Source organism: Gelidimonas diazotrophica (genome assembly GCF_055694025.1).
The window spans coordinates 2,931,999-2,952,255 of the sequence record NZ_CM146349.1 but is presented as its reverse complement, the minus strand read 5'-3'; the positions used below and the strand labels follow the sequence as shown (position 1 = coordinate 2,952,255).

The window sequence follows — 20,257 nt, the reverse complement described above, 5'->3', positions numbered from 1 at the left end:
CTGCAAAAACCATGTGGCAAGAGATCAAGACACTCAATGCGATAGCCAACACACTGTTTGCAGTGTTCGCATTGCTATTGTTCTCGGCCGGTATTTTTTGGCTGACGCAACGGCCGATGTTCATGTTGACGGTGATCAGGGTGGTGAGCGCTGACGCCATGCAATTGCACCATGTGAATCGGCTGACGGTAAAAGGGGCGGCGCTTCCACGTATCAAGGGGAATTTTTTCACTTCCAACCTGGATGCCGTGCGCATGGCTTTCGAGGGCGTGCCCTGGGTGCGCAAAGCGACGGTGCGCCGGGAATGGCCGAACACACTGGTCGTGACGGTAGAGGAGCACGAACCGCTGGGAACCTGGGGTGAAAACGGGCGCCTGGTCTCAGTCAAGGGCGATGTATTTACGGCCAACCTCGCCGAGGCTGAAGAAAATGGCAGCTTGCCTGAATTCAATGGACCGGAGGGTGCTGAAAAGGAAGTGATTGCGCGTTTTGAGGAGTTCAAACAATGGTTTGCGCCGATACGGCTTGCGCCGGAATCGATACAGCTGTCAGACCGCTATGCGTGGACCGTAAAGCTAAATAACGGTATAGCCGTGGAATTGGGACGGGAACAGAGCAAGGCAATGATGCGCGAACGTGTCGATCGATTTGTAGGTATTTATCCGCAATTGGTAGCGCTGCTGCAGAACAGGATTGAAAGTGTAGATATGCGTTATCCGAATGGGCTGGCACTCAAAGTGAGTGGAATGGCACCTGGATTGGAAAGCAAACGAAAGTAAGCGGAACACGATGACAAAAGACGCAAAAAATTTGATTGTTGGCCTGGATATAGGCACCTCCAAAGTGGTGGCTGTGGTGGCTGAGGTGATGGCTGATGGGCGCCATGAGGTCATCGGTCTCGGCCAGCATGAGTCGAAAGGGCTGAAGAAAGGCGTGGTCGTCAATATCGAGGCGACGGTCGAGTCGATCCAGCGCGCGCTGGAGGAGGCTGAGCTAATGGCCGACTGCAAAATCAGGCATGTGTATGCGGGAATTGCAGGCAGCCATATCCGCAGTTTCAATTCCAGCGGCATGGTGGCAATCAAGGACAAGGAAGTTACCGCCGCCGACGTTTCGCGTGTGATTGAAACTGCCAAAGCGGTCAACATACCGACCGACCAGCAACTGCTGCATACCGTTCCACAAGAGTTCATTGTCGATAATCAGGAGGATGTGCGCGAGCCGATCGGCATGAGCGGTATACGTCTTGAGGTGCGGGTGCATATCGTCACTGGCGCAGTATCGGCGGTGCAGAATATTGTCAAGTGTGTGCGGCGCTGCGGCCTCGAAGTATCCGACCTGATATTGCAGCCGATGGCTTCTGCCGACGCAGTGCTGACGCCGGACGAGAAAGAATTGGGCGTGGTGCTGATCGATATCGGCGCCGGCACCACGGATGTCGCGATATTTTCAGAGGGGGCGATCCGCCATACCTCGGTGATACCGATTGCCGGCGACCAGATCACCAGCGATATCGCGATGGCTCTGCGCACGCCGACCCAGGACGCGGAAGAAATCAAGCTGCGTTATGGCGTCGCCAAACAGGTATTGGCAGATCCGGGGGAGACGCTTGAGGTTCCCGGCTTGGGGGACCGCAATCCACGCACGTTGTCACGCCAGGCGCTGGCGGCCGTGATAGAGCCGCGCGTCGAGGAATTGTTCGCGCTGGTGCATCAGGTGGTGCGCGAGTCCGGTTTTGAAGAAGTGCTGTCGAGCGGGATTGTGATTACCGGCGGCTCAGCGCTGATGCCCGGAATGATCGAACTGGCCGAGGATATCTTCCTGAAACCTGCGCGCATGGGTGTGCCGGGCTACAACGGCCAGCTTGCCGATGTGGTGCGCAGCCCGCGTTATTCGACGGTTCTCGGCCTTTTGCTGGAAGCCAAGAAGCAGTATTACCGTGGCCATGTGGTGACGCAGCAGGAAGGCTCTCTCAAGGAGGCATGGCAGCGCATGAAAGAGTGGTTTATCGGGAATTTTTGATGTGGGCAGGTTCGGCTGGGTAATTTTTTATCGCTTTATTTTTTGTTTAATGGTTGTTTTCAGTCGCTAGCCATCATTTTAATGATTGCTTCCGACTGAAAATCGCAAACTAATAGGAGGACATCATGGAGTTTGATATGGTCGATCATGCTACGCAAGGTACCGTGATCAAGGTGGTCGGAGTCGGTGGTGCGGGCGGCAATGCTGTCCAGCATATGATCAACAAAGGCGTTACCGGGGTTGAATTCATCGCCGCCAATACCGACGCTCAGGCGTTGCTGCACTCGAAGGCGCATAACGTGATCCAGATCGGCGAAACCGGTTTGGGTGCAGGCATGAAGCCCGAGGTCGGCCGTCAACTGGCCGAGGAATCGCGCGCGCGCATCGAAGATGCCTTGCGCGGGGCGCACATGGTCTTCATCGCCGCCGGCATGGGTGGCGGCACCGGCACCGGCGCAGCGCCGATCGTGGCGCAGGTGGCAAAAGAACTGGGCGCACTGACAGTGGCGGTGGTGTCCAAGCCGTTCTCGTACGAAGGCCAGAAGTGCATGGACATCGCCGACGAAGGGTTGGAAGCGCTGTCGCTGCATGTCGATTCGCTGATCATCATCCTGAATGAAAAACTCGAAGAGATCTACGAAGACGACACCATGGTGGAATGGCTGCAGCATGCCGATGACGTGCTCAACAATGCGGTGGCCGGGATCGCCGAGATCATCAATGTCCCTGGCCACATCAACGTCGATTTCAACGATGTTAAAACCATCATGGGTGAGCAGGGCAAAGCCATGATGGGTACCGCGACCGCATCCGGCGTCGATCGCGCACGCATCGCCGCCGAACAGGCGGTTGCTTCACCTTTGCTGGATGGCATCGATCTGTCCGGCGCCCGTGGGGTACTGGTCAATGTGACGGCCAGCCGTAGTCTGAAGGGTAAGGAAATCAAGGAAGTCATGGCGGCGGTTCGTGCGTTTGCGGCGCCTGATGCTTCGATCGCCCAGGGTATCGCCTACGATGACAGCATGGGCGATGACATTCGCGTGACAGTCGTGGCGACCGGACTTGGACGTGCCAAGAAGTCGATGCAGCTGGTGCAAAACACCATGCTGCGTACCGGCACCCACAACGAGCCAATGATGGCGCCGTCAATTGCGGGCGCTTTGCCACAAGGCATGACTACCGCGTCGCATGCGTTTGACGGCCTCAAGGCACCGGCGGTGTGGCGTCGCGAATCTGCCTCGGAAACTGTGCGAGCGCTGGAAAAAAACGGCATGGAAACCTATGATATTCCAGCTTTTCTGCGCAAGCAGGCTGATTAAGAATTCTAGGTTTTGCTGGCGCGGTGCGGATATGCCGTCCCCGGCAGGAAAAAATAGACTAGGGCATACTGTTCTTCGTACGCCGCGCCAAAGCTGGCGCGGCGTTTTTTTGTCCACAATATTTTCAGATATGGAAGGAAATCAATATGACGATTAAAATCGGCGAAAAATTGCCCGAAGGTACGCTTGCAGAATTCATCGAGGTTGAATCCGCCGGATGTTCGCTGGGACCGAATTCATTTAATGTCAGTGATCTTGCCAAAGGCAAGAAGATCGTTATTTTCGGTTTGCCGGGTGCTTACACGCCGACTTGTTCGGCGCAACACGTACCAGGTTATGTCGTGCATGCGGCTGATCTCAAAGCCCAGGGCGTCGATGAAATCTGGTGTATCGCAGTCAACGATGCTTTCGTGATGGGCGCCTGGGGACGGGATCAAAAGGTGAACGGTGTTGTGCGCATGATGGCCGATGGTAATGCGGCGTTCAGCAAATCGCTCGGCCTGGATGCCGACTTCACAAAATTTGGCATGGGTACACGTTCGAAGCGCTATTCGATGCTGATTGATGATGGCGTCGTCAAGCAGTTGAATGTAGAAGAAGGTGGCAAGTTTGATGTTTCCAGCGCTGAAACGATGTTGGCGCAATTGGGCTAAAGTCGATTCCGCAAGTCCGTCAGCCCACCCAGGCCTGATGGGCAATAAAAAAGCCCGCACGATATTTCATGCGGGCTTTTTTTATGCGCCGAACTGTTACAACGGCAGGCGCTATGGCACTGCAGAAATTATTTCAGATGATTCGAAATCAATTTCGTCATCTCAAACATCGATACCTGTTCTTTACCGTCGAAGATGGTTTTCAGATTGGCATCCGCATTGATCATGCGTCTATTTTGCGGATCTTGCAGGTCCAGTTTCTTGATGTATTCCCACACTTTTTTGGTGACTTCGGTGCGCGGTAGCGGAGTTGCACCGACTACGGTTGCCAATGCTGCAGATGGAGTCATCGGCTTCATGAAAGCTGCGTTTGGTTTGCGCGCTGGAGTTGCTGCCGCTTTTTCTGGAGCAGCTTTTTTAGCCGGTGCTAATTTTGTTGCTGCAGGTTTCTTGGCTTCGGGTTTTTTCGCTGTTGCCATAGGGTGAACTCCTCGTGAACTGTTAAGAAATAACGCATTTTTGCGTACCCGCTAATATTGGTGGGGTTTGCAGGGGGACGCAAGTGTTTTCTGTGTGTTTGCCGCGAATTCAGACGATTGTGGTCTTAACGCATGCCGGGCATCATGCCTTTCATGCCGCGCATCATTTTCATCATGCCGCCGCCCTTGAGTTTTTTCATCATCGATTGCATTTGTTCGAATTGCGCCAGCATCCGGTTTACCTCTTGTACTTGCACTCCGGCACCTGCGGCAATGCGGCGTTTGCGCGTGGCCTTGATCAGATCCGGCTTGCTGCGTTCTAACGGCGTCATCGAATTGATGATGCCTTCCATGCGCTTAACCTGTTTATCTGCCTGGCCCATATTGGCGCCATTGGCAGCTTGCTGGAGTTGCGCCGGCAGCTTGTCCATCAGATTGGCGAGTCCACCCATTTTCTTCATCTGCGCCAGCTGCGATTTGAAGTCGTTCAGGTCAAATTTACCGCCAACCTTGAGTTTTTGGGCCAAATCCTGTGCCGCCTTGACGTCCACCCCTTTTTGGGCTTCTTCCACCAGCGCCAGGATATCGCCCATGCCGAGGATGCGGTTAGCCATCCGGGTGGGATCGAAGGCTTCGAGTCCATCGAGTTTTTCGGAAACGCCGGCGAATTTGATCGGTTTGCCGGTGATGTGGCGCACCGACAAGGCAGCGCCACCGCGCGAGTCGCCGTCCAGCTTGGTCAGCACGATGCCTGTCAAGGGCAGCGCATCGTTGAAGGCTTTGGCGGTATTGATCGCGTCCTGGCCCAGCATCGCATCGACCACGAACAGGGTTTCGATCGGCTTGACTGCAGCATGGATGGCAGAAATCTCGCGCATCATCTGTTCGTCGATGCCCAGGCGGCCTGCGGTATCGATGATCAGCACGTCGTGATAATGCCTTTTTGCATAATCCAAGGCGGCCAATGCGATATCAACCGGCTTGTCAGTGCTTTGCGACGGGAAAAAATCGGCTCCCACCTGGCCCGTGACCGCCTGCAGTTGGGCAATTGCGGCAGGACGATAGACGTCGGCCGATACGGTCAATACTTTTTTCTTCTTTTCGCCGATCAGGTATTTGGCGAGCTTGCCGACCGTGGTGGTTTTACCGACACCTTGCAGGCCGGCCATCAGAATGATTGCCGGCGGCTGAGTGGCAAAATTCAGTTGCGATGCTTCCGGACCCAGATCGGCGCCCATCAGGGATGCCAGTTCGCGCTGTACCACGCCGACTAGCGCTTGTCCCGGTGTCAGCGAAGAAATGACGTCTTCGCCGAGAGCCTTTTGCTTGACACTCGCAATGAATTCGCGCACTGCAGGCAGCGCTACGTCGGCTTCCAGCAGCGCCATGCGCACTTCGCGCAGCATTTCTGCGGTATTCGTTTCGGTAAGACGCGCTTCGCCGCGCATGGTTTTGACGACTTTGGCGAGGCGCTGGGTAAGATTATCTAGCATGGCAGTGGCGTTTCAGAAATGGGGCGACGAGTCAACAAGCGCAATATGCGCAATGTGCGCGGTGTGCGGCGCGATTGGACTGAAATTGCGCGCGCCGGAATGTAAAGCGCCATTTTAACCGATGCGGTACGCGCCGACGGCGCCGGCGCGCATTAAACCTTATAGCGTTTAATGCTGTGCCGTTTGGCAATCATTGCACGTGGCTGAATTCTCGCCGGGCTGCGAACATTCCTTGTAATACCATTATATTTGACGGAGTATGCCAAAATATATGGTGCTTACCGCATATATTTAATGCGGTATATTAAAATACTAGCATTAGTATAATTTACGATAAAAATCTCTCAAATTTCTGCCTGGATTCAATTTCCTGACAAAATGACAGGCACTGTCAGGTATGGTGGAGTGGGCAGATGGTGTAAACTGCCGGCATGCAAATCTCATTTTTTATTGCGGCAGCGCTATTCTATGCAATCTGCGCATTTCTGCCGGCGCGCCAGCACATCGCCATTTCCAGCGGAACTGCGTTCGCCTGGCTTCTGCATGGAGCTGCGTTGTGGTCGGACGTGATTATCGCGCCTGAAACATTGCGGCTCGGGTTTGCGATCATGCTGTCGGCGGCATTTTGGGTTTCGGTTGCCGCTTACTGGCTTGAAAACCGCAATTTTGCGATGGATGGCTTGCGTGTGCTGGTGTTGCCCGCGGCTGTGCTGGCGGCTATCTTGCCGATTGTGTTTCCGGGTAGCGTCGTGCCGCTGGAAGGGAAGTCACACTTGTTCGCGTGGCATATCGCGGTGTCCATGCTGGCGTATGGCACGCTGACCGTGGCCGCCTTTCATGCGGTTTTGATGACGATCCAGGAATCCAGACTGCACTTGAATGCGGGCATCCGCTCGCAGGGTTGGGTTGCCTCGGCCATCGATCGTCTGCCGGCCCTGCTGACGATGGAAAAACTGTTGTTTCGCCTGATTGGATTCGGCTTCGTATTGTTAACGCTGACGGTGCTGTCGGGCGTCGTATTTTCAGAGCAGCTATTCGGCCAGGCGTTCAAATGGAATCACAAGACTGTGTTCACCATGCTGTCATGGCTGTTGTTCGGCTTGTTGCTGGCGGGGCGGAAATGGCAGGGCTGGCGCGGTAAAACTGCGCTGAGCTTCACCTTGTCGGGCTTTGCAACCTTGCTGCTGGCGTATGTCGGTAGCCGTTTCGTGCTTGAAGTTGTGCTGCATCGAGGTGGCGTATGAAGTTTTTGGCCTGGATATTATTGGTTTTGCTCGTGGTGTGGGCAATCCGCTCCAAGAGAAATGCGATGCGCTCGGATAAAACCGCAGTGCCGCGGCTCGCTGAGCCCGAACTGATGGTGCAATGCGCCCATTGCGGCGTGCATTTTCCCGCTTCCGAAGCGGTTAGCCAGGCTGACATGTCGTTTTGTAGCGAAGAACACCGCCATCTGCATTTTCCTTCCTAGAGCATGGCGCGCGGTGATCTGATCAGTCCTTTCGAGCCTGACGCGACCTTTTGGCGTTCGCTGCAGGCCATGAATCTGACCCGGATCATCATTGCCGGTTTGCTGCTTGCGTATTTCAGTGTTAACGGCAGCAGGGGCGGCTGGGTAAGCGGGCAGACTGTTTACCTGAAAATTTGCATCGCATATTTGTTGCTGGCGCCCGTATTTGCGTTATTGCTGGCTTACTCCCGGCGTCGTTTCCTATTGCAACTGTCGGCCCAGATTGCCGTCGATATTCTGGTCATTTCAGCGCTGTATGTAGCTGCTGGCGGCGCCAAAAGCGGTTTGGCGATTCTGTACCTGTTCCCGCTAGCCGGTGCTGCAATTCTTGCCCCTCTTGTGCTGGCACTGTTTTTCGTCTCGGTCGTGACCTTGTTTTTATTGGCGGAAAGCGGGTATCGGGCATTAACGCTGGACGGCGACGCGCCATTCATGCAGGCAGGGCTTTACGGCGCAGCATTTTTTGCCGTAATTTTTGTCGTCAATCGACTTGCTGCCAGGCTCATCAGGCAAGAGCATCTGGCTACCAGGCGCGGCATGGATTTGCAAATCCAGCAGGCCATCAATCGGCTGGTGATCGCAGACATGGGAGACGGCATTCTGGTGGTAGACCGCGACGGTGCGGTTCTGATGGGTAATCCCGCTGCGCAACAAATGCTGGGGGTGGCTCACTTGCGCCGAAAACCGGCTTGGCGCTTGAGCGATATACCTTCGTTTGCACCGATTTCTGAGGCGTTTCTTGCGTGGTCAGCCGTATCTGGAAACTCGGGGCCGGCGCCCGAGCAAGCGAAGGCGCCGATTTTTGTTTTCATCAAGCCTCCGATGCAGGCGACGCTGGCCGCTGCAACGACCATTCGGGGCGCGCGACGGGAGCTTTTTTCTCACCTCAAACTGCGCTTTGCGGCAGTCGATACGACTGAACCGAAAATTGCCAGAACCATTATTTTCTTGCGTGATGTCAGCGAGATCGAAAATCAGGCGCAGCAATTGAAACTGGCATCGATGGGGCGCCTGACCGCCAGCATCGCACACGAAGTCAGAAACCCGCTGGCGGCGATTTCGCATGCTGCCGCATTGTTGCAGGAAGAGGCTATCGACCCTGTTGCTACGCGACTCTTGCATATCGTCGCTGATAATGTGGCCCGGGTGAACCGCATGATTGAGGATATTCTCAATCTCTCGCGTAAAGCGCAACTGCACGGCGAACCTTTCATGCTGCTCCCGGTATTGATCGATATCGTCAAGGAATTTGAGGATGCGCATCAACTGCCCTCTGCCATGATTGCATTGACCGGTTCCGATACGCCGCGAGTGCGCTTCGATCCGATGCATCTGCGCGAAGTGGTGGTGAATTTGCTGTCGAATGCGATTCGCTATGCCAGCCCGCAGCCGGGCAGCATCCGGCTGCGTATCGTTTGCGACGATGCCAGCCGGCTGGAGCTGCATGTGCAGGATGACGGTCCTGGGATTGCGGCGGCAGTGCGGGCGCATTTGTTCGAGCCTTTTCATACCACTTCCAGCAAGGGCACCGGCCTGGGACTCTATCTGGCGCGGGAATTATGCTTGAATAATGGCGCGATGCTCGATTACGAATATCGCGCCGATGAGGTCGATCAGCGCTATGGCGAGCGCATCGGCAGGTTTGTGATTACGTTTGCGCTGCCGCACTTGCCTTGATTATTAACCCAACTAACAGACTGTAGCCATGGCTTCTCCTCGTATTTTAGTGGTCGATGACGAAGCGGATTTGCGTGAATTGCTGGAAATCACGCTGGTTCGCATGGGGCTCGATGTCGATAGCGCCGACAGCCTGCGCGCTGCGCGGGCGCTTCTGGCGCAACAGCAATATGCACTGGTATTGACCGACATGCGGCTGCCGGATGGCCTGGGCATCGAGTTGGTAAGCGAAGTTGCCAGCACCTGCAAAAATACGCCGATCGCAGTCATTACCGCTTTCGGCAGTGCTGAGAATGCGGTGGCTGCACTCAAGGCAGGCGCGTTTGATTATGTTTCGAAGCCGCTGGCATTGGAACAGTTGCGTCTGCTGGTGCGCTCTGCGCTGCACTTGGGCGGCGCTGCGGGCATGTCCGCCAAACCTGCTGCGGCGAACCTGCCGGCAGCGCGGCTGACGGGAGATTCGCCCGCCATGCAAGCCTTGCGGGCCCAGATCGTACGTCTGGCGCGCAGCATGGCGCCGGTGGCGATTAGCGGCGAATCCGGCAGCGGCAAGGAGCTTGCGGCGCGCGAAATCCATGCCCGCAGCGCCCGGGCAGACCAGCCCTTCATCGCCGTCAATTGCGGCGCAATCCCCGACAGTTTGATGGAAGCGGAATTTTTCGGATATCGCAAGGGCGCATTTACCGGAGCCATGGAAGATCGCGACGGATTTTTTCAGGCGGCGCATGGCGGCACGCTGATGCTGGACGAGGTAGCCGATTTACCGCTGGCAATGCAGGTCAAGTTATTGCGCGCGATCCAGGAGCGTCGCGTACGCAAAGTCGGCGCAACCGTCGAGGAACCGGTGGACGTGCGCATCATTAGCGCAACGCACAAAAATCTCGCCCGATGCGTTGAAGAGGGAAGCTTTCGGCAGGATTTATATTACCGCCTGAATGTAATCGAGCTGGTACTGCCGGCATTACGCGAGCGGCTGGAAGATATCGGCCCGCTGGCGGATGCCATCCTGGCGCGGCTGGCGACGACCGACAACGCAGCCGTGCTTGGGCCGGGAGTGCAGGCAGCATTACGCGGCCATGCCTTTCCGGGCAATGTGCGCGAACTGGAAAATATCCTTGAACGTGCGCTGGCGTTTGCCGAGAACGGGGTGATTGAAGTCGCCGACCTGGCGCTGAAAATGGCAAAACCGCTTACCTTATTAATGTCGCCGGATACCGCGCCAATCCCATTACAGCAGCAGATAGTCGCTGCTGCCGGTGCTGCAACTGCACGCAATCCTTGCGATGATGGCATTCCAAGCTGTTTGCCGGATTACCTGAACGATATCGAGCGCGACATCATCCGGCGCGCTTTAATCCAGACCAGATTCAATCGCACCCAAGCCGCAGAGTTGCTTGGCATCAGTTTTCGCCAATTGCGCTATCAGATGCAGAGGCTTGATATCAGTGAGCCCAAATGAGACAAAATAAATGGTTTCAATCTAAGTTCGAGGTGGCGGCCGATGGCTGGTGTGGGCAGGCGCTGCGCATTGTTTCGCCCAACTGCGATGCACGGCCGGTGGGCGCCGACATCGACTTGCTGGTGATTCACAATATCAGTCTGCCGCCAGGGCAGTTTGGCGGCGAATGGATTTGCGACCTATTTACCAACCGACTCGATTGCGATGCGCACCCGTACTTCGATCAGTTGCGCGCGCTGCGGGTTTCAGCCCATTTTCTGATCCGCAGGGATGGCGTTCTGGTCCAGTTCGTATCCGTCAATGATCGCGCCTGGCACGCGGGTGCATCGTCGTTTGGCCAACGGCAGCAGTGCAATGATTTTTCCATCGGCATCGAGTTGGAAGGAAGCGATTTCGAACCCTATGCTGAGCCGCAGTATGCGTCGCTGGTCAAACTCACCAGCGCATTGCAAACCCGTTATCGGCTCACGGATGTAGTCGGACATGAACATATCGCGCCAGGTCGGAAGACTGATCCGGGGCCGTTTTTTGATTGGCTCCATTACCGCCATGCATTAAATCAGCAGTCATTGTCAGTGCATACGCGCAGCGTACTGCGCTTCCCCGCTGCTCCGATATGACTTGAAAAATCAAGCTGAATAAATCAAGCATGAATACATGCCATTCATGGCTAGCGCCACATCACCGCGGCGCAACAGTAACGCTACCTCCGGCGCGATGCACTGTAACTTCGGAATCGACCTGATCGACACGATCAAGATGGAACATCCGCACTGATCGACAGCGCAATTTCGGGCAGGGATCAAAGCCTTGTTTGTGCACGCGGTAGAGTTGGAATATCGCTACGCAGAGGATACAATGCCGCGATGAGTGCCAGGTTTGGCTAGGTTTGAATGCGCCGATGTTCAAAGGCTACCTTCGATTCATTGCAAATCGTCGCATACAGCAGATTGGGCTTGACCCGATGTTTGCACAGGAAGAGAATCCATTCCCATGGATGAGCGAGATGTTCGACTTGAAGTAGGAACGTAATTTTTTCGAGACGCGGGTCCCCGAGTATCAAACCGGCGCTGCACTTAACTGAAAATGAGCATCTGGCAGCATGATCGAAGGGCAGATGCAAGCGTCGTCTGGACCCCAGTAGACAAAGCAAAAATGGAAGGTTGTCACCCGATTTGATGGACAGTGAAAAACCGAATTTCCCTTATCAGTTAATGCCGCCAGACCTGACCAAGTCAGGCGAGACGGCTTTTTCTTTGCAAAAACTGGAAGTGTTTCAGGAACAGGATTCCAGCGCCAGTGTTATCGCTGGCGTTTTTTCTGGGTACAACCGCAGTATTGTTGCTTAACCTGTTTTGCAGGTTAACCTCCGACGTGATTTTTGCGTATTTGTGCGTGTTACGGGAGGGGGTGCCATTGTGGCCGGATTGCCGTATTGGACGTTGGATACGGCAATCCGGCTGGTGCCGAATTCATTGGCGCATGCAAAGGTTTGTTTGTCCCGATGAATAATCCGCCTGGCCGATCGCGATGGTTAGTCGGATTGAAATCTTGAAAATTGATTTTCCCATCTCACGTGAAGGAGAAAAAAATGGCAACAGCAGTCAAAAAACCAGCAGCGAAGAAACCGGCCGTCAAGTCCGCCGCGCCTGCGAAAAAACCAGTGGCAGCAGCCGCTGGAAAAAAAGCACCTGTAGTAGCAGCTAAAAAAGCGGCACCGAAAGCAGTTGCTGCCAAAACAGTCATAGCTAAAAAGCCGGCAGCCAAGAAGTCGGCAGCCAAGACGGTAGCAAAAACGGTCGCGGCCAAACCGGCGGCAAAATTGGCAAGCAAGGCAGTCATAGCCAAACCGGCAGCGAAGAAAGCTGCAGCAGCGCCAAAGGCAGCAGCGCCGAAGGCAGCCGCTGTCAAAGCAGCCGCAGCCAAGAAGACGGCAGCCAAGACGGTAGCCAAAGCGGTCGCGGCAAAACCGGCGGCAAAACTGGCCAGCAAGGCAGTCGCAGCCAAACCGGCAGCAAAGAAAGCTGCAGCAGCACCGAAGGCAGCCGCTGTCAAAGCCGTCGCAGCCAAGAAGCCGGTCGCCAAAAAGCCGGTAGCCAAGGCGGTCGCGGCCAAACCGGCGGCAAAACTGGCAAGCAAGGCAGTCGCAGCCAAACCGACAGCAAAGAAAGCTGCAGCAGCACCGAAGGCAGCCGCTGTCAAAGCCGTCGTAGCCAAAGCAGTTGCGGCCAAACCGGCTGCGAAGAAAGCTGCGGCAGCACCGAAGAAAGGTGTTGCGACGAAAGCCGCGGCAACCAAGAAGCCGGCAGCAAAAACCGCGGCACCTAAAAAGGCAGCGGCAAAGTCGGATGCGAAAACCGTGCTTAATCCAGCTGCAGCATGGCCGTTTCCAACCGGCTCCCGTCCTTAATCCAGCAACCTTGCCCAGAAGCCGCAATGGCTTCTGGCACAATACCCGCTGTGTGGCTTGTTGCCATACGGCGGGTTTTTTATTTAAGGGGATTCCATGCTGCAGGGCATTTTGACGTTGATAGTGGGTACCGTGGCGGCCATCGTGGCCGGCGCGTTGTTGTTGCGGTTCTGGATGCAGGCGGTGCGGATGCGGCCACCGACATCGATTGCGCAATTTGTTTTTCGCCTGTCGGACTGGCTGGTGCTGCCGCTGCGTCGCTTGTTGCCTGGCGCGGGCGGTTACGACTGGGCATGCCTGTGTGGCGCCTACCTGATCGCGGTGCTTGCTACCGCAGTCGAGATGCTGTTTATTTCGCCGTTCTCATTTCAGGCGCTATTGTTGCTGGCGCTGTTGCGGCTGTTGCAGTGGGCGTTTTATGGCTGGATGGGTTTGCTGATCATCGAAGCGGTGTTTAGCTGGGTCAATCCGCAGGCGCCGCTGGCGCCGTTGGTGCGGGCGCTGAATGAACCGCTGTTGCGCCCATTGCGGCGCATTATTCCCTTGATCGGAAATATCGATTTGTCGCCGCTGGCGGCATTGCTGATTTTACAGGTGGCGTTGCAAGTGCTCAGCAGGCTGGTCTTAGCGCTGGCATGAACCACGACTGGTGTTCTCTCACGGCGCAAGGAATCCGTCTGGCGGTTCAGATTACGCCTAATGCGAAACGCAGCGAGGTCATCGGCGTACTGGACGACGTATTGAAGATACGGCTGCAGGCGCCGCCGATTGAAGGCAAGGCGAATCTGGCATTGACGCGTTTTATCGCCACTACGCTGGGCCTGCCTAAAAGCGCGGTGGTCTTGATCCACGGCCAGACCAGCAAGCGCAAGCTGCTGGAAATTCACGCGCCGCAATTGACTCTCGCCGCGCTACGGCAGGCATTGCTTCCTGAATAATTTAATGGAGCTCCGGCCGCATTCAGTAGTTCTCAGTTGCACTTAGTGCGTGATGTGGGTGTGGCCGCTGCGTGTCATCACTTTCACCCGCTCCCCAGGCTGGAAAACCGCGCCGGGTTCGATCCGGTAAGTGACTGCTGCGCCATCGCCATCATCCAGGCGCAGCAGCAATTTCGTGACGGTTCTGGTGCGCCCGGATTGCCTGCCCGGCGGCGCACCCGGATTGTCCACAATCACCGCTCCTGCAGCCACTGGTTCACCATCGGTGATGTCACTGATAACCGCACTGTCCGCCGCAATGATGGTGGCCATCCGCACCAGGGTGCTGCCCTGGGTGGAGGATGTGATCGGAGTGGGGTTGGATCGCACAGGCATGGTGCACCCGATGGTTAGCGCAGCCAGAAGCAAGGTTAGCAGACGGAAATTGGCGCGCATGGTCATGGTCGCAGATAGGTTCGTGATCTTTCTTACAGACGATAGCCGAACGCGGTAAAGAAGCGTTCTTCAATTTCAGCCTTGCTTGGTGCGTGATTCTGTCCACCCTGGTGCGCAATCTTGATCGCCCCCATCAGGCTGGCCAAGCGGCCGGTACTGGCCCAATCCATGTCATTGCTCAAGCCGAACAGCATGCCGGCGCGGAAGGCATCGCCACAACCGGTTGGATCGACTATGCGCTCTGCCGCAACGCAGCCGATCTCGATACGCCCGGCTGCAGTGAAGATATGGGCGCCCAACTCTCCGCGCGTGACGACCAGCGCCGACACCCGCTGCGCAATCTGATCCAGCGTCAAACCGGTGCGCTGGGTCAATAGCTCGGCTTCATAGTCGTTGACAGCAATATAGGTCGCCAGTTCAATGAAATGGATCAGTTCGGCGCCGCTGAACATCGGCAAACCCTGACCTGGATCAAAGATGAATGGAATATCCAGATCGGCGCAATCGCTGGCGTGTTGCAGCATGCCGTCGCGCCCGTCGGGCGCGACGATGGCCAGCTTGACCGGACCGGCATCGGCCACCCGGTTTTCGTGCGAGAACATCATCGCGCCCGGATGGAAGGCGGTAATCTGATTGTTGTCGGCATCCGTGGTGATGAATGCCTGCGCGGTATAAGCGGCTGGGAAAGTGCGGATATTGCGCCTGGAAATACCCAACTGGTCGAGCCGGTCGAGGTACGGCTGGCTGTCTTGGCCGGCGGTTGCCATGATGCGCGGGTCGCCGCCTAATAGTTTCAGGTTGTAGGCGATATTGCCGGCGCAGCCGCCGAACTCCTTGCGCAACTCCGGCACCAGGAAGCAAACGTTAATCTTGTGTAACTGGTCCGCCAGGATCGCATTGGAGAAGCGGTCTCCGAACGACATGATGGTGTCAAAAGCGATCGAGCCGCAAATCAGGGAAGTCATGATGGAGAGTCGAATAAATCGATTTGGTTAGTTGAAGTGGAGCGCAGTGCATTTCAGTTGCGCGCTATGGAATGGCAATATGCAGTATTAGTACTGGGTGTATCAGTTAAAATCTATTGATCCCCGCGTATATATAAAGCGCCTTAAAAAATACTGGCATGTTTTATGTCATTACGGGTAAAACAGCACCACGCGATAGCCGGCAGCCTTCAGTTGGATCAGCGTAAATGTGAGCCGGATCGATTGTTCGCTGTCGGCGGCAAAGCCGTTGGCGATGTCGGCAGCGGCAACCGGAAATTCGCGCGGCGTGAAGACGCGCCGCAGGATGGCGCGTTCAGTGCCGTCGTTCAAGGTCAGCTCAATATTCGGCCATGCCTGAACTGTGCTGCTGCGATTGCGCAGCAGTAGCGTCAGAACTAGGGCGTCGGCAGCGCCGGGCTGGGCCTGCAGTTCGGAGGATTCGATGGTGATCGCGTCAATCTGTGCCGGCAGCGCAATGCTGCAGCCGAGCGCCCGGCAGATCTCAAGCAGTGCCGGTTTGGCTTGCGGTAGGTGCGCGGCGATCTGATTGCGCAGCGCATAACCGGTTTGCGCCAGTAAAACCAGCGTCAGGATGGCCGATCCGGCGCCGAACAGCATCCGCACCCGGCGCTTCCTGTGCTGCTGGCGGCGCGCGGCCGTGACGAAACCGGGCTCTCGCGCATCACTCTCAAAAGATTGTGCTGCAGCCGGCTGTGCCTCGGCTGGCAATGGATCGATGTAGTGAAAGTCGCGTAGCGACTCACTCTGCTCCCCTCCCCCGGCATGGCTTTTCCCGGTGCCCGAATCGCCATGCGATTCGCTAGCGGGAGAGGGGGCGGGGATGATGGGTGAAGCAGGGGTTCCGGGCAGCATGCTGCCCGAGGCTTCGGCCGGTTCGGTATTTTCGTCGGCCAGTGGCGCAGTTTCGGACGCTGCCTGTTGCTGCGGCGCGGCGCTTGAGACGGAATCGGCGGGGTACCAATCATCCTGGTCCCATGACTGTTCTAACTGCTGAAAATTGATCAGCGTCATGCCTTCCAGCGCGCCGTAATCGAGTTCCTCCAGATCATCTGCCGGATCGAACTTGGGCTGCGCGACTGACGCGGCATCATCAGGTTCTGCAGTAACTTCTGCAGTAACAACAGCAGGAATGGTCGCAGCAACGGGAGTTGGGTCGGTGCCGGATTGCAAGCCGGTTTCGGCATTGTCGAATGCCGCTGGCGTCGGTGTGCTAGTCAGATCGTTTATTGCCCCAGGCGGGGGCAGTCCGCCCACCTCTTCGGTGCCGATTTCCGGCGCGGCGGCAGTAGTTGCTGCTGGCGGCATTCCGGCTGGCGGCAATAAATGCTCTATTCCGTTGAATACCTGCCGGCATTGTCCGCAGCGCACCATGCCGGCGCGTAATTTCAATTGATCAGGTGCGACCCGAAACGTCGTGCGGCAATGCGGACATTGGGTGGCGAGCGCCATTATTATGCAGTGGCTGATGCGGCTGATGGTGCTCGTCGGCCGGAAAGTGCCACCCAGCCGTCCTGTTCGGCCCATACCGTCAGACTGATCAAAGGGGCATAGGCAGCGGCGACTTCTTGCGCCTGCTGTGCCAATATGCCGGACAGCACCAGCGCGCCACCGGCGGCGACCCGCGCAGCCAGCATCGGCGCCATCAATGCTAGCGGGCCAGACAGGATATTGGCTACCACGATGTCGAACGTTTGGCCGTGCGCTACCTTGCCGAAGGCGTCTGGCAGGTAATAATTGATCGCGCAATTATTGCGGGTGCTATTGGCAGTGGCAGACTCGATTGCCTGCGGGTCGATATCGACCCCGATGACGCTGGCAGCACCCAGTTTTTGCGCAACCATCGCAAGAATGCCGGAGCCGCAACCATAGTCGAGCACCGACAAGCCTTGAGGCGCATGCGCTTCCAGCCATTCCATGCAGAGCCGGGTGGTCGGATGGCTGCCGGTGCCGAAAGCCAGACCGGGATCGAGTTCCAGTATCAAGCCGTTCGGGTCCGGCGCGGTATGCCAGCTGGGCACCACCCAGATATTCTTGCCGATATGGATCGGTTCGAACTGGGATTGGGTCAAACGCACCCAGTCCTGATCCGCCACCGCCCGCAGCGTGTAAGCCGGAATGCTGGCAAGTTTGGCGGCGGCGCTGGCCTGCGCCATGATGGCCGCAGAATCGGCGTCGGCTTCAGTCAGGGCGATCACGCGGCTGCGTTCCCATGCGGCTTGATCCGGCTCCATGCCGGGTTCGCCGAACAGCGGTATTTCGGCCGCCGTGCCCAGGTCGGCATCTTCGACAGCTACCGACAGCGCACCGGCTTCCATCAATGCATCCGACAGCGCTTCTGCGTGCGTGCGTGCGACTTCGATGACGATTTCAGTCCAGCTCATGGCAGCTGTTTGGTGGGTTTTTGCGGCACCTTCGGTAAATCCGGTTTTTCCGCCAGTTTATGCTCCAGGTAATGGATGCTGGTGCCACCTTCTATGAAGCGCGCATCGACCATCAGTTCCCGGTGCAGCGGAATATTGGTCAGGATGCCTTCCACCACCATTTCCGACAGTGCAATCTGCATCCGCCTGATCGCCTGTTCGCGCGTGGCGCCGTAGGCAATCACCTTGCCGATCATCGAATCGTAGTAGGGCGGCACGTAATAGCCGTCATAAGCATGGGAATCGACCCGGATTCCGGGGCCGCCCGGAACGTGCCAGGACGTGATCCTGCCGGGCGATGGCGTAAATTTGAATGGGTCTTCGGCATTGATGCGACACTCGATCGCATGGCCGGTGAGCTTGACTTCGCGCTGGCGATAGCGCAGTTTTTGGCCGGCCGCGATGCGGATCTGTTCTTGCACGATGTCGATGCCGGTGATCATTTCGGTCACTGGATGCTCGACCTGGACCCGGGTATTCATCTCGATGAAATAAAACTCGCCTTCTTCATACAGGAATTCAAAGGTGCCGGCGCCGCGGTAGCCGATCTTGCGGCAGGCGTCGGCGCAGCGTTCGCCGACTTTCTCGATGATTTTGCGCGGGATGCCTGTTGCCGGCGCTTCTTCGATCACTTTCTGGTGCCGGCGCTGCATCGAACAATCGCGCTCGCCGAGCCAGATCGCATTCTTGAATTCATCGGCCAAAATCTGGATTTCCACATGGCGCGGATTTTCCAGAAACTTCTCCATATAGACTTCCGGATTGCCGAAGGCGGCGCCAGCTTCGGTTTTGGTCATTGCGACCGCATTCAACAGCGCAGCTTCGGTATGCACCACGCGCATGCCGCGCCCGCCGCCACCGCCGGCCGCCTTGATGATGACCGGGTAGCCGACCTGGCGTGCGGTCTGAATGATGATTTTGGGATCGTCCGGCAACGCGCCTTCCGAACCGGGCACGCAGGGTACGCCGGCCTTGATCATGGTTTGCTTGGCCGAGACCTTGTCGCCCATCAGGCGAATCGAGTCCGGACGCGGGCCGATGAAGACGAAACCAGACTGCTCCACCCGTTCGGCAAAGTCGGCATTTTCGGACAGGAAGCCATAGCCGGGATGGATTGCCTGGGCATCGGTGACTTCAGCGGCGCTGATGATGGCCGGCATGCTCAGGTAGCTTGAAGCCGATTGCGCCGGGCCGATACAGACCGATTCATCGGCCAGTTTGACGTATTTTGCTTCGCGGTCGGCTTCGGAATGCACGACGACTGTCTTGATGCCCATTTCGCGGCAAGCGCGCTGGATGCGTAGCGCAATTTCACCACGATTGGCGATGAGGATTTTTTCGAACATAGTGATGTGAACTCAGAGGCCTTGAAGGTTAAACGCCAGGAATGCAGAATAAACTTGCAGCACCGGACGGGACAGGTGCTGCAGGCTGTGCGTGTTCCTAACCAATCACGAACAACGGCTGGCCGTATTCGATCGGCTGGCCGTTTTCAACCAGGATCTGTGTGATGACGCCGGAAATATCGGCTTCAATTTCATTCAAGAGTTTCATGGCTTCGATCAGGCACAGCGTCTCACCCTCCTTGACGCTGGAGCCGAGGTTGACGAATGGCGCCGATCCGGGCGCTGAAGAGCGGTAAAAAGTGCCGACCATCGGCGACTTGACCAAATAGCCTTCCGGCTCGGTCGGAGTCTCTATCGGCACCACCGGCGCTGCTGCCGCAGCCGCAGGAGCCGGTGGTTGCATCATTTGTTGCGGCATCATCATTACTTGCTGATTCTGCGGGTAGGCGGTGGATTTAACAATACGGACTTTGCCGTCACCTTCGGTCACTTCCAGTTCGGCGATATCAGATTCGGAAACCAGATCGATCAGTGTTTTGAGTTTTCGTAAATCCATGTGAAACCCCTTGGTAGTTTTTTGACGAAATAGCTGAAATTGTAAGCTATTTGGCAGAATTTAAAAGAAAATACGAATAAAATGCGCGAAATTAAAGTTTTCGCAATGCAAATTCAATGGCTGCTTGATAGCCTGTCACGCCCAAGCCGCAGATAACGCCTACGGCAATGGCGGACAGAAAAGACGTGTGGCGGAACGTTTCGCGCTGATGGACATTCGATATGTGTATCTCGATAAATGGAATCGCCACCCCCGCCAGTGCATCGCGCAAAGCCACGCTGGTATGGGTCAGACCGCCGGGATTGATGACGATGGCATCGATCCCTTCCGCTTTGGCGGCATGAATCCGGTCAATCAGCGCGCCTTCATGGTTGCTCTGGAAACACGTCATGCCGGCGCCTGCAGCCGCCGCTTGGGTGGCGGCGGCCTGCTCCACATCCTTCAGGGTCGTCGTTCCATAGACCCCGGGTTCTCGTGTGCCGAGAAGATTGAGGTTGGGACCGTTGATCAAAAGGATATTTTTTGCCATGAAGGTA

The 20,257-nt window shown here is 56.4% G+C and carries 22 protein-coding genes and 1 pseudogene; 14 read left to right on the top strand and 9 right to left on the bottom strand.

Going from position 1 to position 20,257, the window contains the following annotated elements; all coding sequences use genetic code 11:
• The first annotated feature begins 11 nt into the window (after positions 1 to 11).
• The 4 genes from KGFNPO_RS13725 to KGFNPO_RS13710 all read left to right on the top strand — a co-directional run bounded on the left by KGFNPO_RS13725 (position 12) and on the right by KGFNPO_RS13710 (position 3,994).
• On the top strand, positions 12 to 779 hold the full coding sequence (locus KGFNPO_RS13725; RefSeq protein WP_472631802.1) for a cell division protein FtsQ/DivIB: 768 nt from the start codon (positions 12 to 14) through the stop codon (positions 777 to 779).
• A gap of 10 nt (positions 780 to 789) precedes the next feature.
• Positions 790 to 2,022, top strand: coding sequence for a cell division protein FtsA (ftsA, locus tag KGFNPO_RS13720; protein WP_472613505.1), 1,233 nt, complete (start codon positions 790 to 792; stop codon positions 2,020 to 2,022).
• Between the two features lie 125 nt (positions 2,023 to 2,147).
• Positions 2,148 to 3,341 carry a cell division protein FtsZ gene (gene ftsZ / locus KGFNPO_RS13715; protein WP_472631801.1) on the top strand — a complete coding sequence of 398 codons (1,194 nt, stop codon included), beginning with the start codon at positions 2,148 to 2,150 and terminating at the stop codon, positions 3,339 to 3,341.
• A gap of 146 nt (positions 3,342 to 3,487) precedes the next feature.
• A complete protein-coding gene (locus tag KGFNPO_RS13710) occupies positions 3,488 to 3,994 on the top strand; it encodes a redoxin family protein (RefSeq protein WP_472631800.1) in 507 nt (168 codons plus the stop codon).
• 128 nt (positions 3,995 to 4,122) lie between these two features.
• Here KGFNPO_RS13710 and KGFNPO_RS13705 read toward each other — a convergent pair whose 3' ends face one another.
• Together KGFNPO_RS13705 and ffh are read right to left on the bottom strand one after the other, a co-directional pair.
• The gene (locus KGFNPO_RS13705; RefSeq protein WP_472631799.1) at positions 4,123 to 4,473 is read right to left on the bottom strand and encodes an SWIB/MDM2 domain-containing protein; all 351 of its coding nucleotides are present in this window, start codon (positions 4,471 to 4,473) and stop codon (positions 4,123 to 4,125) included.
• A gap of 125 nt (positions 4,474 to 4,598) precedes the next feature.
• Complete coding sequence (gene ffh, locus KGFNPO_RS13700) at positions 4,599 to 5,966, bottom strand: signal recognition particle protein (protein WP_472631798.1); 1,368 nt, start codon at positions 5,964 to 5,966, stop codon at positions 4,599 to 4,601.
• A gap of 431 nt (positions 5,967 to 6,397) precedes the next feature.
• On the opposite strand from ffh, the gene KGFNPO_RS13695 reads away from it, so the two are divergent.
• From KGFNPO_RS13695 to KGFNPO_RS13650, 10 genes and pseudogenes are all read left to right on the top strand, one after another.
• Entirely contained in the window at positions 6,398 to 7,210 is an 813-nt protein-coding gene (locus tag KGFNPO_RS13695) for a cytochrome C assembly family protein (protein ID WP_472631797.1), read from the top strand.
• A complete protein-coding gene (locus tag KGFNPO_RS13690; protein ID WP_472631796.1) occupies positions 7,207 to 7,434 on the top strand; it encodes a PP0621 family protein in 228 nt (75 codons plus the stop codon). The genes KGFNPO_RS13695 and KGFNPO_RS13690 overlap by 4 nt, the downstream gene beginning before the upstream one ends.
• Positions 7,435 to 7,437: 3 nt before the next feature.
• Positions 7,438 to 9,150: a two-component system sensor histidine kinase NtrB gene (locus tag KGFNPO_RS13685; protein ID WP_472631795.1), complete on the top strand. Its 1,713-nt coding sequence runs from the start codon at positions 7,438 to 7,440 to the stop codon at positions 9,148 to 9,150.
• A 28-nt stretch (positions 9,151 to 9,178) separates the two neighbouring features.
• Positions 9,179 to 10,609, top strand: a complete 1,431-nt coding sequence (locus tag KGFNPO_RS13680) for a sigma-54-dependent transcriptional regulator (RefSeq protein ID WP_472631794.1) — start codon at positions 9,179 to 9,181, stop codon at positions 10,607 to 10,609.
• The gene (ampD, locus tag KGFNPO_RS13675; RefSeq protein WP_472631793.1) at positions 10,606 to 11,229 is read left to right on the top strand and encodes a 1,6-anhydro-N-acetylmuramyl-L-alanine amidase AmpD; all 624 of its coding nucleotides are present in this window, start codon (positions 10,606 to 10,608) and stop codon (positions 11,227 to 11,229) included. Before KGFNPO_RS13680 ends, ampD begins: the two co-directional genes overlap by 4 nt.
• Before the next feature lie 94 nt (positions 11,230 to 11,323).
• Positions 11,324 to 11,630 (top strand): annotated as a pseudogene (locus tag KGFNPO_RS13670) (ribonucleotide-diphosphate reductase subunit beta); the annotation flags it as partial.
• Between the two features lie 157 nt (positions 11,631 to 11,787).
• A complete protein-coding gene (locus tag KGFNPO_RS13665; RefSeq protein WP_472613495.1) occupies positions 11,788 to 11,958 on the top strand; it encodes a hypothetical protein in 171 nt (56 codons plus the stop codon).
• Positions 11,959 to 12,200: 242 nt separating this feature from the next.
• Positions 12,201 to 13,019, top strand: coding sequence for a histone H1-like repetitive region-containing protein (locus KGFNPO_RS13660; RefSeq protein ID WP_472631792.1), 819 nt, complete (start codon positions 12,201 to 12,203; stop codon positions 13,017 to 13,019).
• Positions 13,020 to 13,115: 96 nt separating this feature from the next.
• A complete protein-coding gene (locus tag KGFNPO_RS13655; protein WP_472631791.1) occupies positions 13,116 to 13,658 on the top strand; it encodes a YggT family protein in 543 nt (180 codons plus the stop codon).
• Positions 13,655 to 13,957, top strand: a complete 303-nt coding sequence (locus tag KGFNPO_RS13650; protein ID WP_472631790.1) for a DUF167 domain-containing protein — start codon at positions 13,655 to 13,657, stop codon at positions 13,955 to 13,957. Before KGFNPO_RS13655 ends, KGFNPO_RS13650 begins: the two co-directional genes overlap by 4 nt.
• 42 nt (positions 13,958 to 13,999) lie before the next feature.
• Here the strand turns inward: KGFNPO_RS13650 and KGFNPO_RS13645 are convergent, their stop codons facing one another.
• From KGFNPO_RS13645 to aroQ, 7 genes are all read right to left on the bottom strand, one after another.
• Complete coding sequence (locus KGFNPO_RS13645; RefSeq protein ID WP_472631789.1) at positions 14,000 to 14,332, bottom strand: hypothetical protein; 333 nt, start codon at positions 14,330 to 14,332, stop codon at positions 14,000 to 14,002.
• Between the two features lie 92 nt (positions 14,333 to 14,424).
• Positions 14,425 to 15,357, bottom strand: coding sequence for a carbohydrate kinase family protein (locus tag KGFNPO_RS13640; RefSeq protein ID WP_472631788.1), 933 nt, complete (start codon positions 15,355 to 15,357; stop codon positions 14,425 to 14,427).
• Between the two features lie 171 nt (positions 15,358 to 15,528).
• Positions 15,529 to 16,848: a DUF3426 domain-containing protein gene (locus KGFNPO_RS13635; RefSeq protein WP_472631787.1), complete on the bottom strand. Its 1,320-nt coding sequence runs from the start codon at positions 16,846 to 16,848 to the stop codon at positions 15,529 to 15,531.
• A 2-nt stretch (positions 16,849 to 16,850) separates the two neighbouring features.
• The gene (gene prmA, locus KGFNPO_RS13630; protein ID WP_472631786.1) at positions 16,851 to 17,780 is read right to left on the bottom strand and encodes a 50S ribosomal protein L11 methyltransferase; all 930 of its coding nucleotides are present in this window, start codon (positions 17,778 to 17,780) and stop codon (positions 16,851 to 16,853) included.
• Positions 17,777 to 19,165 (bottom strand): acetyl-CoA carboxylase biotin carboxylase subunit, encoded by a 1,389-nt coding sequence (gene accC, locus KGFNPO_RS13625; RefSeq protein WP_472631785.1) that lies wholly within the window; start codon positions 19,163 to 19,165, stop codon positions 17,777 to 17,779. The genes prmA and accC overlap by 4 nt, the downstream gene beginning before the upstream one ends.
• 97 nt (positions 19,166 to 19,262) lie before the next feature.
• Entirely contained in the window at positions 19,263 to 19,721 is a 459-nt protein-coding gene (gene accB, locus KGFNPO_RS13620) for an acetyl-CoA carboxylase biotin carboxyl carrier protein (protein ID WP_472631783.1), read from the bottom strand.
• 91 nt (positions 19,722 to 19,812) lie between these two features.
• Positions 19,813 to 20,250 carry a type II 3-dehydroquinate dehydratase gene (gene aroQ / locus KGFNPO_RS13615; protein WP_472631782.1) on the bottom strand — a complete coding sequence of 146 codons (438 nt, stop codon included), beginning with the start codon at positions 20,248 to 20,250 and terminating at the stop codon, positions 19,813 to 19,815.
• Between the last annotated feature and the right edge of the window lie 7 nt (positions 20,251 to 20,257).